Raw genomic sequence first — 16845 nt, forward strand, 5'->3', positions numbered from 1 at the left:
TCGCGACGCGGCGCGTCGAAAGCCGCGCCGTCGCGCGCGATCGGACGTCGCGTGCTTCGTCATCCTCCGGATCACGGGCCCAGCGGGGCCATATGCATATCTGCGGAACTCATTTGGACGCGCCCTCCGCGGGTGTTAGCTTCCGGCCGTTTCCTGCATTGGGGAACCCGACCCGGAGCCCTCGATGTCCCACAAGGCCTTGCCGCAGCCGCTGCCTGCGCTGCAGTCGCTGATCCATTTCGAATCCGCCGCGAGGCACCTCAACTTCACCTCGGCCGCCGAGGAGCTCGGCGCGACGCAGCCCGCCGTCAGCCTGCGCATCCGCAAGCTCGAGGACGAGCTGGGGCTGCCGCTGTTCGACCGGCTGCACCGCGGCGTGCGCCTGACCCATGAAGGCGAGCGCCTCCTCGAGACGGTGCAGCAGACGCTGGAGGCCTTGCGCCTGGTCACCGCGGACATGCGGACGCAGCAGTCGCGCCGCACCCTGACGCTGTCCACGGACTTCGGTTTCGCCAAGCTGTGGCTGCTGCCGAGGATGGTCGCGCTGCGTCAGGCCATCCCCGAGCTGCAGCTGCGCCTGCTGACGTCGCAGAGCGAGCCCGATGCCCGCGTCGGCGTGCCCGACCTCAGCGTCATCTTCGGCGAGTGCCCCGACGCCGGATCGCATCGCCTGCTCTTCGCCGAGTCGGTGGTGCCGGTGTGCAGTCCGGCGCTGTTGCGCCACGGCCTGCCCACGCCGCGCGAGCTGGCGGCCATGCCCTTGCTCCAACTGGAGCAGCACGGACAGACGGCGCGCTGGATGAGCTGGGCGGACTGGTTCCGCGGGCGCGGCCAACGTGCGCCCGCGGCGTCGGACGCGATCACCTTCAACGACTACTCGCTCGTCGTCCAGGCCGCGGTCTCCGGCCTGGGCGTGGCGCTCGGCTGGGCGCCGCTGGTCGACGACCTGCTCGCCAGCGGCGAACTCGTGCAGGCCGACGCGCAACCGCTGCAGACCTCGCGCGGCTACTTCCTGTCGACGCTGCGGCCGTGGCAGTCGCACGGCCTGCAGGGCCGCTTCTGCGACTGGCTGGTCGCCGAGTGCGCGCGCACCACGGCGCTCAGAAGTCGCCCGCCACCGTGATCGCCGCAGTGCGCGGCGCGGCCAGCAGCAGCGTCTGCGCCGTCCCGTTCGGATCGCTCGTGACGAAACCGTTCGTGCCGATGGCGGCGACGCTGTCCTTGTCGAACAGGTTGCTGACGCTCACCTGCACGCGCCACGACTTCACGAGGCCGCCGCCCGGCCGCTTCACACCGGCGCTGAGATCCCAGCGCGTCGCGCCCGACACGCTGTTGTCGTTGAGGTAGGTGTAGTAGCGCCGGCTCGCGTAGTGCGCGCCGAGCTGGCCGAACCACTGGCCGTCGTCGTAGCGCAGGCTGGTGTTGGCGAGCCAGCGCGGCGCGTCCACCACCTGCTTGCCGGCCGTGGCGACGAGGACGCCGTTGTCGATGAAGTCGTCCCGGTACTTGGCGTCGTTGAAGCTCAGCGTGTTCCACCAGCGCAGGTGGCGCAGCGGCGACCAGGACAGCCCGGCTTCCACGCCGTGCGTCTTCACGCGGCCGACGTTGGCCAGCACCGACGGATTGCCTTCGATGGCGGCGCCTTGCTGGATCGCGAGCAGCCGATGCTTGAAGTCGACGTGGTACGCGGTGATGGAGGCTTCGAGTGCCGACGCCCCGAGGTCGCGATAACGCCAGCCGCCTTCGACCGTGGTCGAGCGCTCGGGTCGCAGCTGGCCCCGCGTGGCCTGGAAGCCGGCGTCGGTCGAGGCGAACGGGGAATCCTCCATCGCCGCGGCCTTGTAGGCGCGCAGGTTGCGCGAGGCCGAGGCGAACAGCTCCTGCGCCGGGGCCAGCTTCCAGTTCACCCCCAGCTGCGGCAGGAAACGCCCGCGGGCATCGATGCTGCCGGTCTTCTCGGGGCCCGAGCGGGTGTGGACGCTGTCGGCGCTGACCAGCGACTTGAAGCCGACGTCGGCGCGCAGTTGCGAGGACAGGCGGATCGAATCGGCCACGTGGAACTGCAGGGTCCGTGTGTCGAAGCGGTAATCCCAGCGCGTGGATGTCGGGTCCCTCGGCGCGTCGTACGGCGAGATCGGACCGGCCGCCTGGGAGTAGAAGCGCATCGCCTGGTCGAACCGGTTGTCCTCCAGCCAGAAGCCGGCCCGCAGGTCGTGCGCGCCGGTGCTCACCTCCAGCGTGGACAGCACGCCGGAGCGACGGATGCCGTACTCCACCGTGCGCAGCGAGACGGGCACCGCGTCGGAGGACGGGGCATACGGCGTGAACCACAGGCTCGGACCTTCGTCGCGGTGGTGGTAGAGCGTCGTCTTCAGCCCGACCTGATCCGTGATGCCCCAGTCCAGCGTCACGCCGGTGAGCACGTCCCGGCGCTGGCCCGACCCCGCGTAGTACGCGTCGTCGATCGAGGTCTCACCGCGCGACCACTGGCCCCGCGCGGAGCGCAGCGCCGCGTTCCAGTCCGCGTAGTAGTTGTCCCAACGCGTGCCCAGCCGGCCGATCATCTCCTTGGACAGGTCCTGGTAGTCGACCTCCTCGCGGCGCGAGTAGTTGAGGAAGGCGCTGAGCTTCACGTCGCCGAGCGTGCTCACCAGCTTGCTGTTGAACTGCTGCTGGCGCTGCTGGCCCTGGCCCTTCCACTTGTCCGAACGCTGATCGACGACGCTGATCGCGAGGCGCGTGTCGCCGGCGAACGCGCCCGAGTCGAGGCGCACGAAGGTCCGCCGCAAGGCGTCCTCGCCGAAGGTCGTCTCGGCGTGGGCGCCGCGGTGGGGAGACGGATCGAGCGAGCGGAATTCGATCGTGCCGCCCAGGTTGCTGCTGGACGCGGTCTGCAGTGAACCCGCGCCCTGCGACACCCGCACGTCGCCGATGTTCTCCGTGGCGATGGCGCGGCTGATGTGCAGGCCGTTGTGGTTGCGGTAGCTCATGTCGCCCAGCGGCACGTCGTCGAGCGTGTAGCCCAGCTGGTTCTGGCCGAAGCCGCGGATGGTGAGCTTGGTCGACCACTCGTAGGCGCCGAACGCGTCGGCGGACTGGAAGTTCACGCCGGGCAGCTTGTTCAGCACCGCCAGCGGGCTGCTGCCGGGCAGGGCCTCGCCCAGGTCGCTCGGACGCAGCGCATTGACCTGGCGTGACTGGCCGCTGCCGAAGACCGTCACCGCGTCGATCGTGGCGGCGGGTCCGGATGTTGGCGTGGACGGGGCCCCGGAGGCGGGCGCGGAGGCGGTCGCGGCCGGGGCCGGGGCGGTGGCGTCCTGCTGTGCCATGGCGGACCAGGGCAATGCGGCAAGGACCAGGCAGACGGGCGTGCGCTTGAAGGAACGGGTCATGGCGTGTGGCTGAGGGCGTCGCGGGACGCGAAGCGGGAAAGGCAGTGGAGGGGAGGACGTGGTGTCAGGGGTGGGGTGTCGACGTCGTGGTGCCGACGTCCTGGTGTGAAGGGCGTGGGGCGGCGACGGCCGGCGGCACGGGGAATCGCGCCATCGCCTCGATCTGGTCGAGCGTGAGGTGGCTGCGCACGTATTGCCGGCTCGCATCGACGCGAGGCTGGAAGTCCCAGGTGGGACGCCGCCCCTGGCCGTCGGCCTCGAAGACGAGGCGCCGTTGGCGCTGGCTGCGCCGCACCTGGTCGTCGAGCGCCGGCAGGTCCCAGCGACGCGCGGCCTCCTCGCGGAGCGCGCGGACCTCGTCCGCATGCGCGGGCTCGTCGGCCAGGTTGTGCAGCTCCTGCGGATCGGCGACCAGGTCGTAGAGCTGGTCGGGATCGGCGGGCGAGTGGATGAACTTGCGGCTGCCGCGGCGGATCATGACGATGGGCGCCAGCGCGATCTCGCCGAGGTACTCCGCGAACGCCTCGTCATGCCCGCCGGTGCGCAGCAGATGCGGCAGCAGCGAGCGGCCCTGGATGTCCGGCGTCGGTGCGCCTTCTGTGCCTTCCGTGCCTTCCGTGCCGTCATGCGCCAGATCGAGCAGCGTGGGCAGCAGGTCGACGAGCGACACGCTGTGCGCGACGCGGCCCGGTCGGAATCGACGCGGCGCGTGCACGATCAGCGGGACCCGCGCGCTCGGCTCGAAGAACGACATCTTGTACCAGAGCCCCCGTTCGCCCAGCATGTCGCCGTGGTCGCTGATGAGCACGACGATGGTGTCGTCGCGCAGGCCGGTCGCCTCCAGCGTGTCCAGCAGCTTGCCGAACTGGTCGTCGACGTACGAGATGGCACCGTAGTAGCCGCGTCGCGCGTCGCGCACCTGGGCCTCGCTCGCCGGCTGGACATCCGCCAGGCTGGCGCGCCGCAACCGCGCCGTGTGCGGGTCGTCCCGCACGTCCGCGGCGCGCAGCCGCGGCAGGTCGATGTCCTCGTCACGATGCCGGCTCCACCACGGGTCGGCGATGGCGTAGGGATCGTGCGGATGCGTCAGCGATACCGTCATGAAGAACGGTCGTCCGTCGGGCTGTCGTGCGAGGTCGAACAGGCGGCGCTGCGCGGCGAACACGACCTCGTCGTCGAAGTCCAGCTGGTTGCTGCGCACGCAGCGGCCGGCCTGCAGCACCGAGTCCATGTTGTGGTACCAGGGCAGGCGCTCGCCGGGGCGGCTCCAGTCCGGCGTCCAGCCGAAGTCGGCCGGATAGATGTCGGTGGTCAGCCGCTCCTCGTAGCCGTGAAGCTGGTCCGCGCCGGTGAAATGCATCTTCCCCGCGAGGATGGCCAGGTAACCCCTGCGGCGCAGGTGATGCGCGAGCGTCGGAACTTCGGAGGGCAGCTCGCTCGCGTTGTCGAACGCGCCGAAGGTGGACGGCAGCCGGCCCGTCAGCAGGCCGTGGCGCGCGGGCGCGCACAGCGGACTGGCGCAGTAGGCCGAATCGAACACCACGCCTTCTTCCGCGAGCCGCTGCAGGCGCGGCGCCTGCACGACGCGGTGGCCGTAGGCGGGGAGGGCGCCGGGCGTGAGCTGGTCGGCGATGAGCAGCAGGAGATTGGGCGCCTTCCTGGGCGCGCTCTGAGACGCGTTCTGAGACGCGTGGCGCGGCACTTGGCGCGGGGTGAATGGAGGCACGAGTGGAGGCACGAATGGGGGCACGGAGCAGGCGATCGAATGGGACGGACGATTGTCTGCACGGGCTCTCCGTACCGTGAAGGCGTTGCCCGCTGATGCCTCGATCAGCGCTCCTTATGCCAGGCCGTCTTCTCCTCTGACGGCGACACGATTCGGCGATGTCGCATGAGCTTAGTCGGAATGCGGCTAAGCCCGCCGACCCGGCGCTGGCTAGCATGGAAAAAGCAAAGCCCCCGCCTGCATGGCGTGCGCTCCGTCTGACCCACAAAGCCTCCGCCCCATGACACTCCTGAACGCCATCACCCGCCGTAGCGCGGTCCTCATCGCTGCCGCGCTGCTGCTGCCGGCCGGTCACGCGATCGCGGCCGACACCAGGGTCGTCGTCGGCTACCAGACCGATGCGCTGCCGTCCTCGGTGGCGATCGCGAACGGCGAGTTCGCGCGGGCGACCGGCGTGCAGATCGACTTCCGCCGGTTCGACTCGGGCGCCGATGTCTTCGCCGCCATCGCCTCCGGCGACGTGCAGGTCGGCTACGTCGGCTCCAGCCCGTACGCCGCGGCGGTCTCGCGCGGTCTCGACGTCAAGGCGTTCTACCTCGCCTCGATCTCGGGCATCGACGAGGCGCTGGTCGTGCGCAACGGCTCGGGCATCCACACCGTGGCCGACCTCAAGGGCAAGCGGCTGGCCGCCGCGCCGGTCTCGACCGACCACTACCAGCTGCTGGCGTTGATCAAGAGCCAGGGGCTCACCGAGAAGGACGTCCAGGTCTTCGCGATCCCGCAACCGGAGATCGTGGCGGGCTTCAACCGCGGCGACCTCGACGGCGGCTTCGTGTGGGACCCGGCGCTGACGGAGCTGAAGAAGAACGGCAAGGTGCTCGTGACGTCCAAGGACGTCGCCGACAAGGGCGCGCCGACCTTCTCGGCCTGGGTCGCGTCCGCGTCGTTCGCCGCGTCGAATCCCGCCTTCCTGAAGGCCTTCGCGGCCACGGCGGACAAGTACACGGGTTCGTTCCTGAAGGACCCGGCGGCCTGGGGCCCGGACAGCGAGCACGCGCGCGCCCTGGCGAAGCTGCTCGGCGGCACGCCCGCCACGCAGGCGTCGGCATTGCGCAACCTGTCGCTGCTGCCGGCGCGGACGCAGGCCACCGAGGCCTGGCTGGCCGGCGGAGAGAAGTCCGGCGTGGCCCGCATCCTGAAGGAGACGGCGGTGTTCCTGCAGTCGCAGCGCAAGATCCCGCGCGTGCTGCCCAGCTACGCGCCGTTCGTCACGCCGGCCGTGGTGGCCGGCCTGGCGCCATGAGTGCGGCGGGGGCCGCCATGCTTCGCGTCGACCAGGCCAGCGTGTGGTTCGAGGGCCGGGGGGTCAGCCCATCCACGCCCTCGATCGTGTCTCGCTCGACATCCCCGAGGCCGGCTTCGTCGTCGCCCTCGGCACCTCGGGCTGCGGCAAGTCGACCCTGCTCAACGCGATGGCCGGCTTCCTGCCGCTGTCCGACGGGCGCATCACGCTCAACGGCCGGCCCGTGGATCGTCCCGGCGCCGACCGCGGCGTGGTGTTCCAGAAGGACACGCTGCTGCCCTGGGCGAGCGTCGTCGACAACGTGGCGCTGGGCCTGAAGTTCGCCGGGGTCGGTCGAGCGGAGCGTCACGAGCGGGCGCTGGCGCTGCTGCGCCTGGTGGGGTTGCAGGACTTCGCCCAGGCCGCGCCGCACGAGCTGTCGGGCGGCATGCGGCAGCGCGTGGGCCTGGCGCGCGCGCTGGCGACCGACCCGGACCTGCTGCTGATGGACGAGCCCTTCGGCGCGCTGGACAGCATGACGCGCGAGCAGATGCAGGAACTGCTGGTGGACGTCTGGGCGCGCACGCGCAAGCAGGTCTTCTTCATCACGCACTCGATCGAGGAGGCCCTGTTCCTGGGCACCACGCTGATCGTGATGTCGCCGCGCCCGGGCCGCATCGTGGCGCGCTACGAGCTCGACTTCGTCCACCAGTTCGCACGGGATCGCGACGCCCGGGCCGTCAAGACGCAGCCCCGGTTCGCCGCGCTGCGCGAGGAGATCCGCGCCATCGTCCATCGCAGCGATCTGCGCCATGAGCGCGCGGAGGCCGCGGCATGAGCGCGGTCGTTCCCGAGATCGCGCCTCACACCCCGCCCGCGGCCGGGCCGCGCCTCGTCAAGTCGCGCGCCTTCGGCATCGGCGAGCGGTCCACGGTGCCCATCAGTCTCGGCACCGGCGCCGCGATCCTGCTCGCGTGGTACGGGGTGACGCGCGCCGGGTGGGTCGAGCCGCTGTTCCTGCCGCCGCCGGGCGAAGTGCTGGAGGCCGCGCGCAGCATCGTCGCGGAGGGTTACGCCAACGCGTCGCTGTGGGCGCATGTGGGGGCCAGCCTGGGCCGCATCCTCGCGGCCGCGATCCTCGCGATCGCGCTGGGCATCCCCGCGGGCCTGGCCATGGGCATGAACCGCTGGGCCAAGGGGATCCTGGACGCCCCGATCGAGTTCTACTGGCCGCTGCCGCCGCTGGCCTACCTGCCGCTGATGATCATCTGGCTGGGCATCGGCGAGACCTCGAAGATCGCGCTGCTCACGCTGGCGATGTTCGCGCCGGTCGTGATGTCGGCGCAGGCGGGTGTCCGCTCCCTGTCGCAGGAGCGCGTGAACGCGGCCTTGTCGCTGGGCGCGACGCGCTGGCAGCTCTTCAAGGACATCGTGCTGCCGTCGGCGCTGCCCGAGATCCTGACGGGCATCCGCATCGCGCTCGGTGTCGGCTGGGGCACCCTGATGGCCGCGGAACTGATCGCCGCCACGCGCGGGATCGGGTTCATGGTGATGTCGGCCTCCCACTTCCTGTCGACGGATGCCGTGTTCTTCGGCATCGGCGTGATCGCGGCGTGCGCCTTCGCGTTCTCGGCGGCCATGCGGGCGGTGGAACGCCGGCTGGTGCCGTGGAAGGGGCGGCAGTAGCGCAAGGGGACCGCCGGTACACGGTACCCGGTACCCGGTACCGGCACCAGGCGCCGGATCGTTGGCCGTGGCCCTGGACCCACCTGAATGCGGGGGTCGGGTGGGTCGATGGTCGATGGCCGGCCGCGCGTCATCGAGTGGCGCGATGGCTTATGTAGACTGCATCCCCGATGAATCCGCCGGCCCGCTTCCCGATCGCAACGCCTGACCCCGGCCTCGAGGCCGCGTCTCGCGATGTCCCGACGACCCCCCGCTACGACCGGCTCGACGCGTTGCGCGGCGTGGCGATGGTCTGGATGACCGTCTTCCACTTCTGCTTCGACCTGAGCTACTTCAAGATCGTCGTGCAGGACTTCTACCGGGATCCGTTCTGGACCTGGCAGCGCAGCGGCATCGTCAGCCTGTTCCTGCTCTGCGCGGGGATGGGGCAGGCGGTCGCGCTGGCCCAGGGCCAGACGGCGGACCGGTTCTGGCGCCGCTGGGGTCAGGTGATGGCCTGCGCGCTGCTGGTCTCGATCGGCTCGTGGTTCATGTTCCCGCGCTCCTTCATCAGCTTCGGCGTGCTGCACGGCATGGCGCTGATGCTCATCCTGGTGCGCTTCGGCTTCTCGAGGCTGCCCACCGCCGCGCTGTGGCTGCTGGGCGCGGTCGCGGTCGCGCTGCCGTTCTTCGTCGCGCATCCCTTCTTCGATACCCGGACCACCAACTGGCTCGGCCTGGTCACGCGCAAGCCGCTGACCGAGGATTACGTGCCGATCCTGCCGTGGCTGGGTCCGATGCTGTGGGGCTGCGCGCTGATGCGCATCGAGGCCGTGCGGCAGTGGATGCAGCGACCGCTGCTGCCGGCGGTCCGTCCGCTGTCGGTGATGGGGCGGTGGTCGCTGTCTTACTACATGGTCCACCAGCCGGTGATGATCGGCGCGTTGACGGGGGCGCGGACGCTGGGTCTGCTGTGAGGGGCCCGGCGGTCAGGGCCGGCAAGGGTGCGCGACAATCGCGTCCATGAGCTCCTCTCCCGCCAAGACCCAGATCCTGTTCGGCTTCCATGCCGTCACCGTCCGCCTGAAGACCGCGCCGGCCTCGGTGCAGGAAATCCTCTTCGACGCCACGCGCAAGGACCAGCGCATGCGCGGCTTCCTCGAGAAGGCCGAGGCGGCGGGCGCGAAACTCGTCGAGAGCGACGACGACCGGCTGAAGGCGCTGTGCGGCTCGCACCGCCACCAGGGCGTGGTGGCGCGGGTCAAGGCGGTGGCGCAGTCGCATTCGCTCGACGAGGTGCTGGAGCAGGTCGAGGGACCGCCGCTGGTGCTGGTGCTGGACGGCGTCACCGACCCGCACAACCTCGGCGCCTGCCTGCGCGTGGCGGACGGCGCCGGCGCCCACGCGGTGGTCGCGCCCAAGGACCATGCGGTCGGACTCAACGCGACGGTGGCCAAGGTCGCCAGCGGTGCCGCGGAGACCGTGCCTTACCTGATGGTCACCAACCTGGCGCGCTCGCTCAACGAGCTCAAGGAGCGCGACATCTGGGTGATCGGCACCTCGGACCAGGCGGAGAAGACCTTGTACGACCTGGACCTGACGGGACCGGTGGCGCTGGTGCTCGGCGCCGAGGGCGACGGCATGCGCCAGCTGACCGCGAAGACCTGCGACGAGCTGGTCCGCATCCCGATGCAGGGCGCGGTGGAAAGCCTGAACGTCTCGGTCGCGGCCGGCGTGTGCCTGTACGAGGCGCTGCGCCAGCGGCAGAAGAAGGTCTGAGAGGGGCTGCGCACGGCGGCGCGAGATAATCGCGTCCATCCCGGCGCCCACGAGGCGCCGTTCCAAACTCCGCATCCCCAAGCCCGGTAGCGCCCATGCCAGTCATCGAAGTCACGCATCCCCTCGTCAAGCACAAGATCGGCCTGATGCGGGAGGGCGACATGTCCACCAAGAAGTTCCGCGAGTTGACTGGCGAGGTCGCGCGGCTGCTGGCCTACGAGGCGACGGCGGACTTCCCGCTCGAGAAGACGAGGATCGAGGGTTGGTGCGGCCAGGTCGAGATCGACCAGATCGCCGGTCGCAAGGTCACGGTGGTGCCCATCCTGCGCGCGGGCCTGGGCATGCTGGACGGCGTGCTGGACATGATGCCCAACGCCAAGGTGAGCGTGGTCGGCCTGGCGCGCGACCATGAGACGCTGCAGCCGGTGAACTACTTCGAGAAGTTCGTCGGCAAGCTGGACGAGCGCACCGCGCTGATCGTCGACCCGATGCTGGCGACGGCCGGCTCGATGATCGCGACGGTCGACCTGTTGAAGCAGCGCGGCTGCAAGGACATCCGGGCGCTGGTCCTGGTCGCGGCGCCGGAAGGCGTGGCGGCGCTGAACAAGGCGCACCCGGACATCCGCTGCTGGACCGCGGCGATCGACTCGCACCTCAACGAGAACGGCTACATCATCCCGGGCCTCGGCGACGCCGGGGACAAGATCTTCGGGACGAAGGACCTCTGAACGGGCGGCCAACTGGCCGGGCGATGCCCGGCCGGGACGATCCAGCCCCGGGGCTCGGCCCGGGCGGCGGGCGGCGGGCGAGGGCTCAGGCGTAGGTATCGAGGTTGCGCCCGAGCGTGCCCTCGGTGGCGAGGGCGGTCGGCTGCGGCAGGGCGGCGAGCAATGCGGCGGCGCCGGATTCCTGGACATCCATGGCCTTGCGGAGCACCAGCAGGCTGGCGGCATTGCCGACCGTGCCCGGCGTGCTGCCGGATGCACTGCTGACCGCTGCGGCGACGCTGGGGGAGTTGGTGATGTTCATGCCTTCACTATCGACCATCCCGGCGCCAGCTTGAGCACGGTTCCCGCGAAACCATGGCGCCGACGGGGTCCGGGGATGACCTCAGACGACCCCGAGTGCGCCCAGCACCCCGCCGCCCAGCACCAGCCACACGATCCCGATCCTGGTCCGCATCGTGAGCACGACGGTCGCGACGATCATCGCCAGCGTCGCCCAGCGATGCGTGGGCTCGACGAGATAGGGCGCGGCCAGCAGCCAGCCCGTCGCGATCATCAGGCCCAGCGTCAGCGGCGCCATGCCGACCGTGAACGCGCGCACCCCGAGGTGCTCGCGGTTGTTGCGCGCCCAGCGCGTCGCCGCCACGACCAGCGTCGTCGACGGCAGCAGGATGCCGGCCATCGCCGCCGCCGCGCCCAGCAGCCCCGATACATTGAAGCCGAGCACCGCGACGAACAGGATGTTCGGACCCGGCGCCGCCTGCGCCAGTGCGATCGAGCTCGTGAAGCTCTGGTCCGTCAGCCAGTGGCGCTCGTCGACCAGGTAGCGGTGCATGTCCGGCGCCGTCGTGATCGCGCCGCCGATCGACAGCAGCGACAGCATCAGGAAGTGCAGCATCAGCGCGCCGAGTTCGGGCCAGCTCAGCGTGCCGACGAGCATCTGGCTCCACCCGGCATGAAGGCCGGCGTGCACGCCTGGCGTCGCGACCGGGTTCATGGGCGGACGCCTGCGCGACTGCGCTTGAGCGCGATCAGCGCCAGCGTCATGCCCAGGCCCCCCACGCTCAGCACGATCCAGAACAGCGGCAGCTTCAGCCAGACGGTCGCGCAGAACACCAGCGCCGCGAGCGCCAGTCCGGGCGTCAGGCCGATCGGATTCTTCTTCAGCGAGGGCAGCAGCTTGAAGCCCGTGGCCAGGATCAGCCCGGCCGACACGGCGCCCATGCCGCGCAGCGCGCCGGTCATCCGCGGCGAGGCCAGCCAGGTCGTCGACAGCGCGGCCAGGACCAGCACGATCACGGCCGGGAACAGCATCATCCCGGCCAGGGCGACCAGCGCGCCGCGCAAGCCGAAGAAGCGGTCGCCGATCATCAGCGAGATGTTGACGATGTTCGGTCCGGGCAGCACCTGCGCGACGGCGAGCGTCTCGACGAACTCCTCGCGCGTCATCCAGTTCAGCCGCTCGACCAGTTCCCGCTGGGCCACGGCGAGCACGCCGCCGAATCCCTGCAGCGCCAGCCAGGTGAAGGCCCAGAACAGCTGCGGGAGGGACTCGGGTTGCGAGAGCGGCGGGGGCGCGGCGTCCGTCGCGGCGCCTTCAGGGGAGGAGGGCGTTCCGGAGGCAGGCCCTGCGCTCACCGGAGCCCCTTCAGGACGTCCGGGTTGACGATGTTGGACGGCTTGCCGGCCATGTAGTTCAGGACGTTGTCGAACGCCGCGTCGAAGTACATCTGGTAGCTGTCCTGCTCGACGTAGCCGATGTGCGGCGTGCACACGGCGTTCTCCAGGCGCAGCAGCGGGTGGCCTTGCAGGATCGGTTCGGACTCGAACACGTCGACCGCCGCCATGCCGGGGCGGCCGCGGTTCAGGCCGGAGACCAGCGCGCCGTCGGCGACCAGCTCCGCCCGCGACGTGTTCACGAACAGCGAGGTCGGCTTCATCCGTGCCAGGTCCTCGGCGCTCACGATGCCGGTGGTGTCATCCGAGAGGCGCAGGTGCAGCGTCAGCACGTCGGCCTGTTCGAAGAAGGCCTCCCGGCTGTCGGCGGCCTGGTGGCCGTCGGCCTGCGCGCGCAATCGCGAGGCCTCGCTGCCCCAGACGAGCACCTGCATGCCGAAGGCCTTGCCGTAGCCGGCGATCAGCTGGCCGATCTTGCCGTAGCCCCAGATGCCCAGCGTCTTGCCGCGCAGCACCATGCCCAGGCCGAAGTTGGGCGGCATCGCGCCGGACTTCAGACCCGACTGCTGCCACACGCCGTGCTTGAGCGTCGAGATGTACTGCGGCAGCCGCCGCATCGCGGCCATGATCAGCGCCCAGGTCAGTTCCGCGGGGGCGATCGGCGAACCGCCGCCCTCGGCCACGGCGATGCCGAGCCGCGTGCAGGCGTCGACGTCGATGTGCTTGCCGACGCGGCCGGTCTGCGAGATCAGCTTGAGCTTGGGCAGCTTTTCCAGCAGTTGGCGGGGGAAGTGGGTGCGTTCGCGGATCGTCACCAGCACTTCGGCGTCCCGCAGCCGGACAGACAGCTGCCCGATGCCCTTGACGGTGTTGGTGAAGACCTTGGCGTTCAGCGCGTCCAGCTTGACGGCGCAAGGGAGCTTGCGCACGGCGTCCTGGTAGTCGTCGAGGATGATGATGTTCATAGGCGTGCGGGCTCCGATCCTACTCGCCTGTAACGGTCACCCCAAGGCCATTGGGCGAGCGTCGTGCAACAGATCGGAACAGGCACTAGCATCCGGCCCGCATCGCATCCCCCCATCCAGACAAGGAGACTTCCATGGACATGTACGCCGCCACCGTGCCGGTGTTCGACCGCATGCTGAGCAACATGCAGACGTGGATCCGCACCGCGCGCGATCACGCCCTCGCCAAGGGCTTCGACGAGTCCGTCTACCTGACGCTGCGCCTGGCGCCGGACATGCTGCCGCTGCCGCGCCAGGTCCAGATCGCCAGCGACGCCGCCAAGAGCGGCACCGCGCGCCTGGCCAGCATCGAGGTGCCGAGCTGGCCCGACACCGAGGCCAGCCTGGAAGAGCTGATCCAGCGCATCCAGAAGACCCGCGACTTCATCAAGACGGTCACGCCCGAGCAGATCAACGGCTCCGAGACCCGTGCGGTCAGCGTGCCGCGCCGCGACAAGGAACCGCTGAAGTTCGAAGGCCAGGACTTCGCCCGCTTCTACAACCTGCCCAACTTCTTCTTCCACGCCACCACGCTGTACGCGCTGCTTCGCCACGCCGGCGTGCCGCTGGGCAAGATGGATTTCCTGGGTCAGCCGAAGTAAATCGATCCCCGATCCCCGATCCCCCGCGCTCCTCGGTCGCAAAACCGTCGAAGGAAGGGGTGGTCGGGGACGGCATGGCTTGGGGCTTCGCCGCTTGCCGGCGGGGCCCCATGCCATGGCGGCCAACGCCCGGCCCGTCGAAGTAGGCGTCAGCCCAGCAACCTCCGCAACAGGCTCTTGCCCTGTTCCAACTGCCGGTTGAGTGCGATCAGTCGGGCTTCGGCTTCCGTCTGGTCGAAGCAGCGGGCCACTTCCGTGTAGATCGCCGTCCGCAGGTGCCACAGGTCCTGTGGATGCCGCGCATGGACGATGTGGCGGAGCAGGGCGGCGACGCGTTCCTGCGTGAGCGCGTCGGCCTCGTCGGCCTCGTCGGCCAGGTCGGTGACGCTGGCGCGGAAGGCCGTCCGCAGCTTGGCCATGGCCCGCGCGCTGGCCTGGGGCCGGCGGCCTTCGCCGGGCCACAGCCGCATCAGGCTCTGGAAGATGGAATCCCCGTTGCGCCGCCGTGTCGGCGCATCGTTCATCGCCGCGCCGCCGGCGCCGCCGAGGCGGCCGGCCGGCTCCACCCAGGACTGGGTGTCCACCGCGCGCGTCTCGAAATCGTCGGGCTCCAGGGCTTCCACCGCTTCGGCCGCCTCGACGATCTCGTCCCATCGGGACAGACTCGGAATCGCTTTCATGGGTTGCGTTCTTCTTGTCCTGGTTGATGAACGCGCGTCCCTCGACGTCCCTTGGCGGGCTTGCTCTATCGCGCGGCGTCCCGGCTCTCGAGGCCTGGATCGCGAAACGATTGTGGAAGTCCGACCTGTAACAAGAAGCTCGAATAAGGCGGTGACGGGGGCCTCAAATCGTGCTCAAGTTCTCACTCCGGCGGCCGATAACGGGCTGAATGGGCGGGTCGCCGGTGTCCGCGGCGCGCCCAGGGCAGGGATCCCAGGCAAGGAAATGGACGGTCCGCACGGTCCATTTGCCGGGATGCCTTGCGGGAACGCACGGACACAATCCCGTACAGGCGGCCAAAGGGCCCGAGCCGGCGCGTCCGGCCATGCCCGCCGGACCGCTCCACCGCGCCCCGAAAGCCCGATCACATGGACATCGCCCGCCCCAGCATGCCGAACTTGAGCGTTCCCGCCCCGCTGGCCCAGGAATGGGAGCAACTGCTGACCCGTGCCCGCGAGGGCTCGCTCCCGCTGCCGGAGCTGATGGATCGCGGCAACTTCTTCCAGGGACAGAACCTCGGCGATGCCGCCGCGCATCTGTATGAGACGTGGCTCACCCATGAGGGCCAGCCGCCCGCGGCGCGCCTCGTGGCGCTCTACAACTGGGGCACGGTGCTGGGCAACATCCAGCAGCACGACCGTGCCGAGCAGGTCTACCGACAGGCGCTGGCGATCAGCCCGACCTTCGCCCAGGCCCGGCTGAACCTGGGTCATCAGCTGGAGCACCTGGGGCGCGTCGACGAAGCCCTCGCCGCCTGGCGCGAAGTCTATGAAGGCGCGGCCCCGATGGAGGCGCTCGGCGCCGACCAGACCGGCCTGCGTACCCATGCCTTCAACAACGCGGCCCGGCTGCTCGAACTGCAACGTCGGTACGACGAGTCCGAGGCGTTGATGGTGCGCAGCCTGACGCTCAATCCGGAGCAGACGGACGTGATGCAGCACTATGTGCACATCCGTCAGAAGCAGTGCAAGTGGCCGGTTTATGAGGCCTTCGGCGACGTTACCCACAACAAGCTGCTGATCGCGACCTCGTTGCTGGCGACGCTGAGTGCCACCGACGACCCCGCGTTGCAGATGGGCGCCGCCCAACGCTTCGTCCACGAGAAGGTGACGAAGCAGAAGGATGCGCTCTGGCGCCATCCGGTCTCCGTGGCCGCCCGGCAGCAGGGAGGCAAGATCAAGATCGGTTACCTTTCCGGTGACCTCTGCATGCATGCCGTCGGCCTGCTGACCGCCGAACTCTACGAACTGCACGATCGCGAGAAGTTCGAGATTCATGCCTTCGATTGGAGCCGGGAAGACGGCACTTCGCTGCGCAAGCGGATCCTGATGTCGATGGACAAGGTCTGGCGCCTGAACGCGATGGACGACGCGACCGCCGCCAAGCTGATCGCACAGGCCGGCATCGACGTGCTGGTCGACCTGCAGGGCCTGACCAGCGGCGCCCGCCCCAACATCCTGGCGCATCGTCCGGCGCCGGTGCAGGTGAGCTACCTGGGCCTGCCCGCCACGTCGCTGCTGCCCGGCGTGGACTGGATCCTGGCGGATCGCTTCACGATGCCGCCCGAATACCTGCCGTACTGCAGCGAAAAGCCCATTTTCCTGCCGCACTGCTACCAGGTCAGCGACCGCAAGCGCGAGGTCGGCGCCGATCCGACCCGCGCCCAGTACGAATTGCCGGAGGACGCCTTCGTCTTCTGCTCGTTCAACAACAACCACAAGATGAACGCCGAGATGTTCGGCGCCTGGATGCGCATCCTGCACGGCGTGCCGAATTCGGTGCTGTGGCTGCTGGCGGACAACGAGTGGGCCAAGAGCAACCTGCGGCGCGAGGCGGAAGCCGCCGGCATCGACCCGTCGCGGCTGATCTTCGCTCCGCGCGTGGCGCCGCCGGACTATCTGGCGCGCTTCAGGCTGCCGGACCTGGTGCTGGACACCTTCCCGTACAACGCCGGCACGACCGCCAGCGACTGCCTCTGGATGGGCACCCCGATCCTGACGCGTTCGGGCCGCAGCTATATCTCCCGCATGTGCGGCAGCCTGCTGACGGCGGTCGGCCTCCCGGACCTGATCACCTTCTCGGTCGAGGAATACGTCCAGCGCGCCGTCCAGATCGGTCTCAATCCGGGCCGTGCCAAGTCCTACAAGCGCTACCTGCGAGACGAGGGGCGCCACAGCGCACTTTTCGACATGCCGGCCATCGTTCGTGACATCGAGCGCGAATTCGAGCAATTGGCACTCGCACAAAGAAGCTGAAATTGACAAGATTTGATC

General features: G+C 69.6%; 16 protein-coding genes. 9 read left to right on the forward strand and 7 right to left on the reverse strand.

Going from position 1 to position 16845, the window contains the following annotated elements:
* The first annotated feature begins 184 nt into the window (after window positions 1–184).
* A complete protein-coding gene (locus ACQ86G_RS16510) occupies window positions 185–1123 on the forward strand; it encodes a LysR substrate-binding domain-containing protein (protein ID WP_431256356.1) in 939 nt (312 codons plus the stop codon).
* Here the strand turns inward: ACQ86G_RS16510 and ACQ86G_RS16515 are convergent.
* Window positions 1101–3392 (reverse strand): TonB-dependent receptor, encoded by a 2292-nt coding sequence (locus ACQ86G_RS16515; RefSeq protein ID WP_431256357.1) that lies wholly within the window; start codon window positions 3390–3392, stop codon window positions 1101–1103. The genes ACQ86G_RS16510 and ACQ86G_RS16515 overlap by 23 nt on opposite strands.
* Window positions 3393–3456: 64 nt before the next feature.
* A complete protein-coding gene (gene betC / locus ACQ86G_RS16520; protein ID WP_431261423.1) occupies window positions 3457–5094 on the reverse strand; it encodes a choline-sulfatase in 1638 nt (545 codons plus the stop codon).
* 304 nt (window positions 5095–5398) lie between these two features.
* Between betC and ACQ86G_RS16525 the strand changes: the two genes are divergently transcribed.
* From ACQ86G_RS16525 to upp, 6 genes are all read left to right on the forward strand, one after another.
* Complete coding sequence (locus ACQ86G_RS16525) at window positions 5399–6421, forward strand: ABC transporter substrate-binding protein (protein WP_431256358.1); 1023 nt, start codon at window positions 5399–5401, stop codon at window positions 6419–6421.
* 43 nt (window positions 6422–6464) lie between these two features.
* The gene (locus tag ACQ86G_RS16530; RefSeq protein ID WP_431256359.1) at window positions 6465–7238 is read left to right on the forward strand and encodes a taurine ABC transporter ATP-binding protein; all 774 of its coding nucleotides are present in this window, start codon (window positions 6465–6467) and stop codon (window positions 7236–7238) included.
* Window positions 7235–8086, forward strand: coding sequence for an ABC transporter permease subunit (locus ACQ86G_RS16535; protein WP_431256360.1), 852 nt, complete (start codon window positions 7235–7237; stop codon window positions 8084–8086). Before ACQ86G_RS16530 ends, ACQ86G_RS16535 begins: the two co-directional genes overlap by 4 nt.
* Before the next feature lie 170 nt (window positions 8087–8256).
* On the forward strand, window positions 8257–9042 hold the full coding sequence (locus tag ACQ86G_RS16540) for a DUF1624 domain-containing protein (protein WP_431256361.1): 786 nt from the start codon (window positions 8257–8259) through the stop codon (window positions 9040–9042).
* 46 nt (window positions 9043–9088) lie between these two features.
* Window positions 9089–9844: a 23S rRNA (guanosine(2251)-2'-O)-methyltransferase RlmB gene (rlmB, locus tag ACQ86G_RS16545; protein ID WP_431256362.1), complete on the forward strand. Its 756-nt coding sequence runs from the start codon at window positions 9089–9091 to the stop codon at window positions 9842–9844.
* A 95-nt stretch (window positions 9845–9939) separates the two neighbouring features.
* Window positions 9940–10572: a uracil phosphoribosyltransferase gene (upp, locus tag ACQ86G_RS16550; RefSeq protein WP_431256363.1), complete on the forward strand. Its 633-nt coding sequence runs from the start codon at window positions 9940–9942 to the stop codon at window positions 10570–10572.
* Window positions 10573–10657: 85 nt separating this feature from the next.
* On the opposite strand, the gene ACQ86G_RS16555 is transcribed toward upp, so the two are convergent.
* The 4 genes from ACQ86G_RS16555 to ACQ86G_RS16570 all read right to left on the reverse strand — a co-directional run bounded on the left by ACQ86G_RS16555 (window position 10658) and on the right by ACQ86G_RS16570 (window position 13211).
* Window positions 10658–10873: a putative motility protein gene (locus ACQ86G_RS16555; RefSeq protein ID WP_431256364.1), complete on the reverse strand. Its 216-nt coding sequence runs from the start codon at window positions 10871–10873 to the stop codon at window positions 10658–10660.
* A gap of 81 nt (window positions 10874–10954) precedes the next feature.
* Entirely contained in the window at window positions 10955–11566 is a 612-nt protein-coding gene (locus ACQ86G_RS16560) for a chromate transporter (RefSeq protein ID WP_431256365.1), read from the reverse strand.
* On the reverse strand, window positions 11563–12207 hold the full coding sequence (locus ACQ86G_RS16565) for a chromate transporter (protein ID WP_431256366.1): 645 nt from the start codon (window positions 12205–12207) through the stop codon (window positions 11563–11565). The genes ACQ86G_RS16560 and ACQ86G_RS16565 overlap by 4 nt, the downstream gene beginning before the upstream one ends.
* The gene (locus tag ACQ86G_RS16570; RefSeq protein WP_431256367.1) at window positions 12204–13211 is read right to left on the reverse strand and encodes a D-2-hydroxyacid dehydrogenase family protein; all 1008 of its coding nucleotides are present in this window, start codon (window positions 13209–13211) and stop codon (window positions 12204–12206) included. Before ACQ86G_RS16570 ends, ACQ86G_RS16565 begins: the two co-directional genes overlap by 4 nt.
* 134 nt (window positions 13212–13345) lie before the next feature.
* On the opposite strand from ACQ86G_RS16570, the gene ACQ86G_RS16575 reads away from it, so the two are divergent.
* On the forward strand, window positions 13346–13852 hold the full coding sequence (locus ACQ86G_RS16575; RefSeq protein WP_431256368.1) for a DUF1993 domain-containing protein: 507 nt from the start codon (window positions 13346–13348) through the stop codon (window positions 13850–13852).
* Between the two features lie 149 nt (window positions 13853–14001).
* Here the strand turns inward: ACQ86G_RS16575 and ACQ86G_RS16580 are convergent, their stop codons facing one another.
* Window positions 14002–14532, reverse strand: a complete 531-nt coding sequence (locus ACQ86G_RS16580; protein ID WP_431256369.1) for a hypothetical protein — start codon at window positions 14530–14532, stop codon at window positions 14002–14004.
* Window positions 14533–14970: 438 nt separating this feature from the next.
* On the opposite strand from ACQ86G_RS16580, the gene ACQ86G_RS16585 reads away from it, so the two are divergent.
* A complete protein-coding gene (locus ACQ86G_RS16585; protein WP_431256370.1) occupies window positions 14971–16827 on the forward strand; it encodes a tetratricopeptide repeat protein in 1857 nt (618 codons plus the stop codon).
* Window positions 16828–16845 lie beyond the last annotated feature (18 nt).

Source organism: Roseateles chitinivorans (genome assembly GCF_050632145.1).
GTDB classification, from domain to species: domain Bacteria; phylum Pseudomonadota; class Gammaproteobacteria; order Burkholderiales; family Burkholderiaceae_C; genus Roseateles; species Roseateles chitinivorans_B.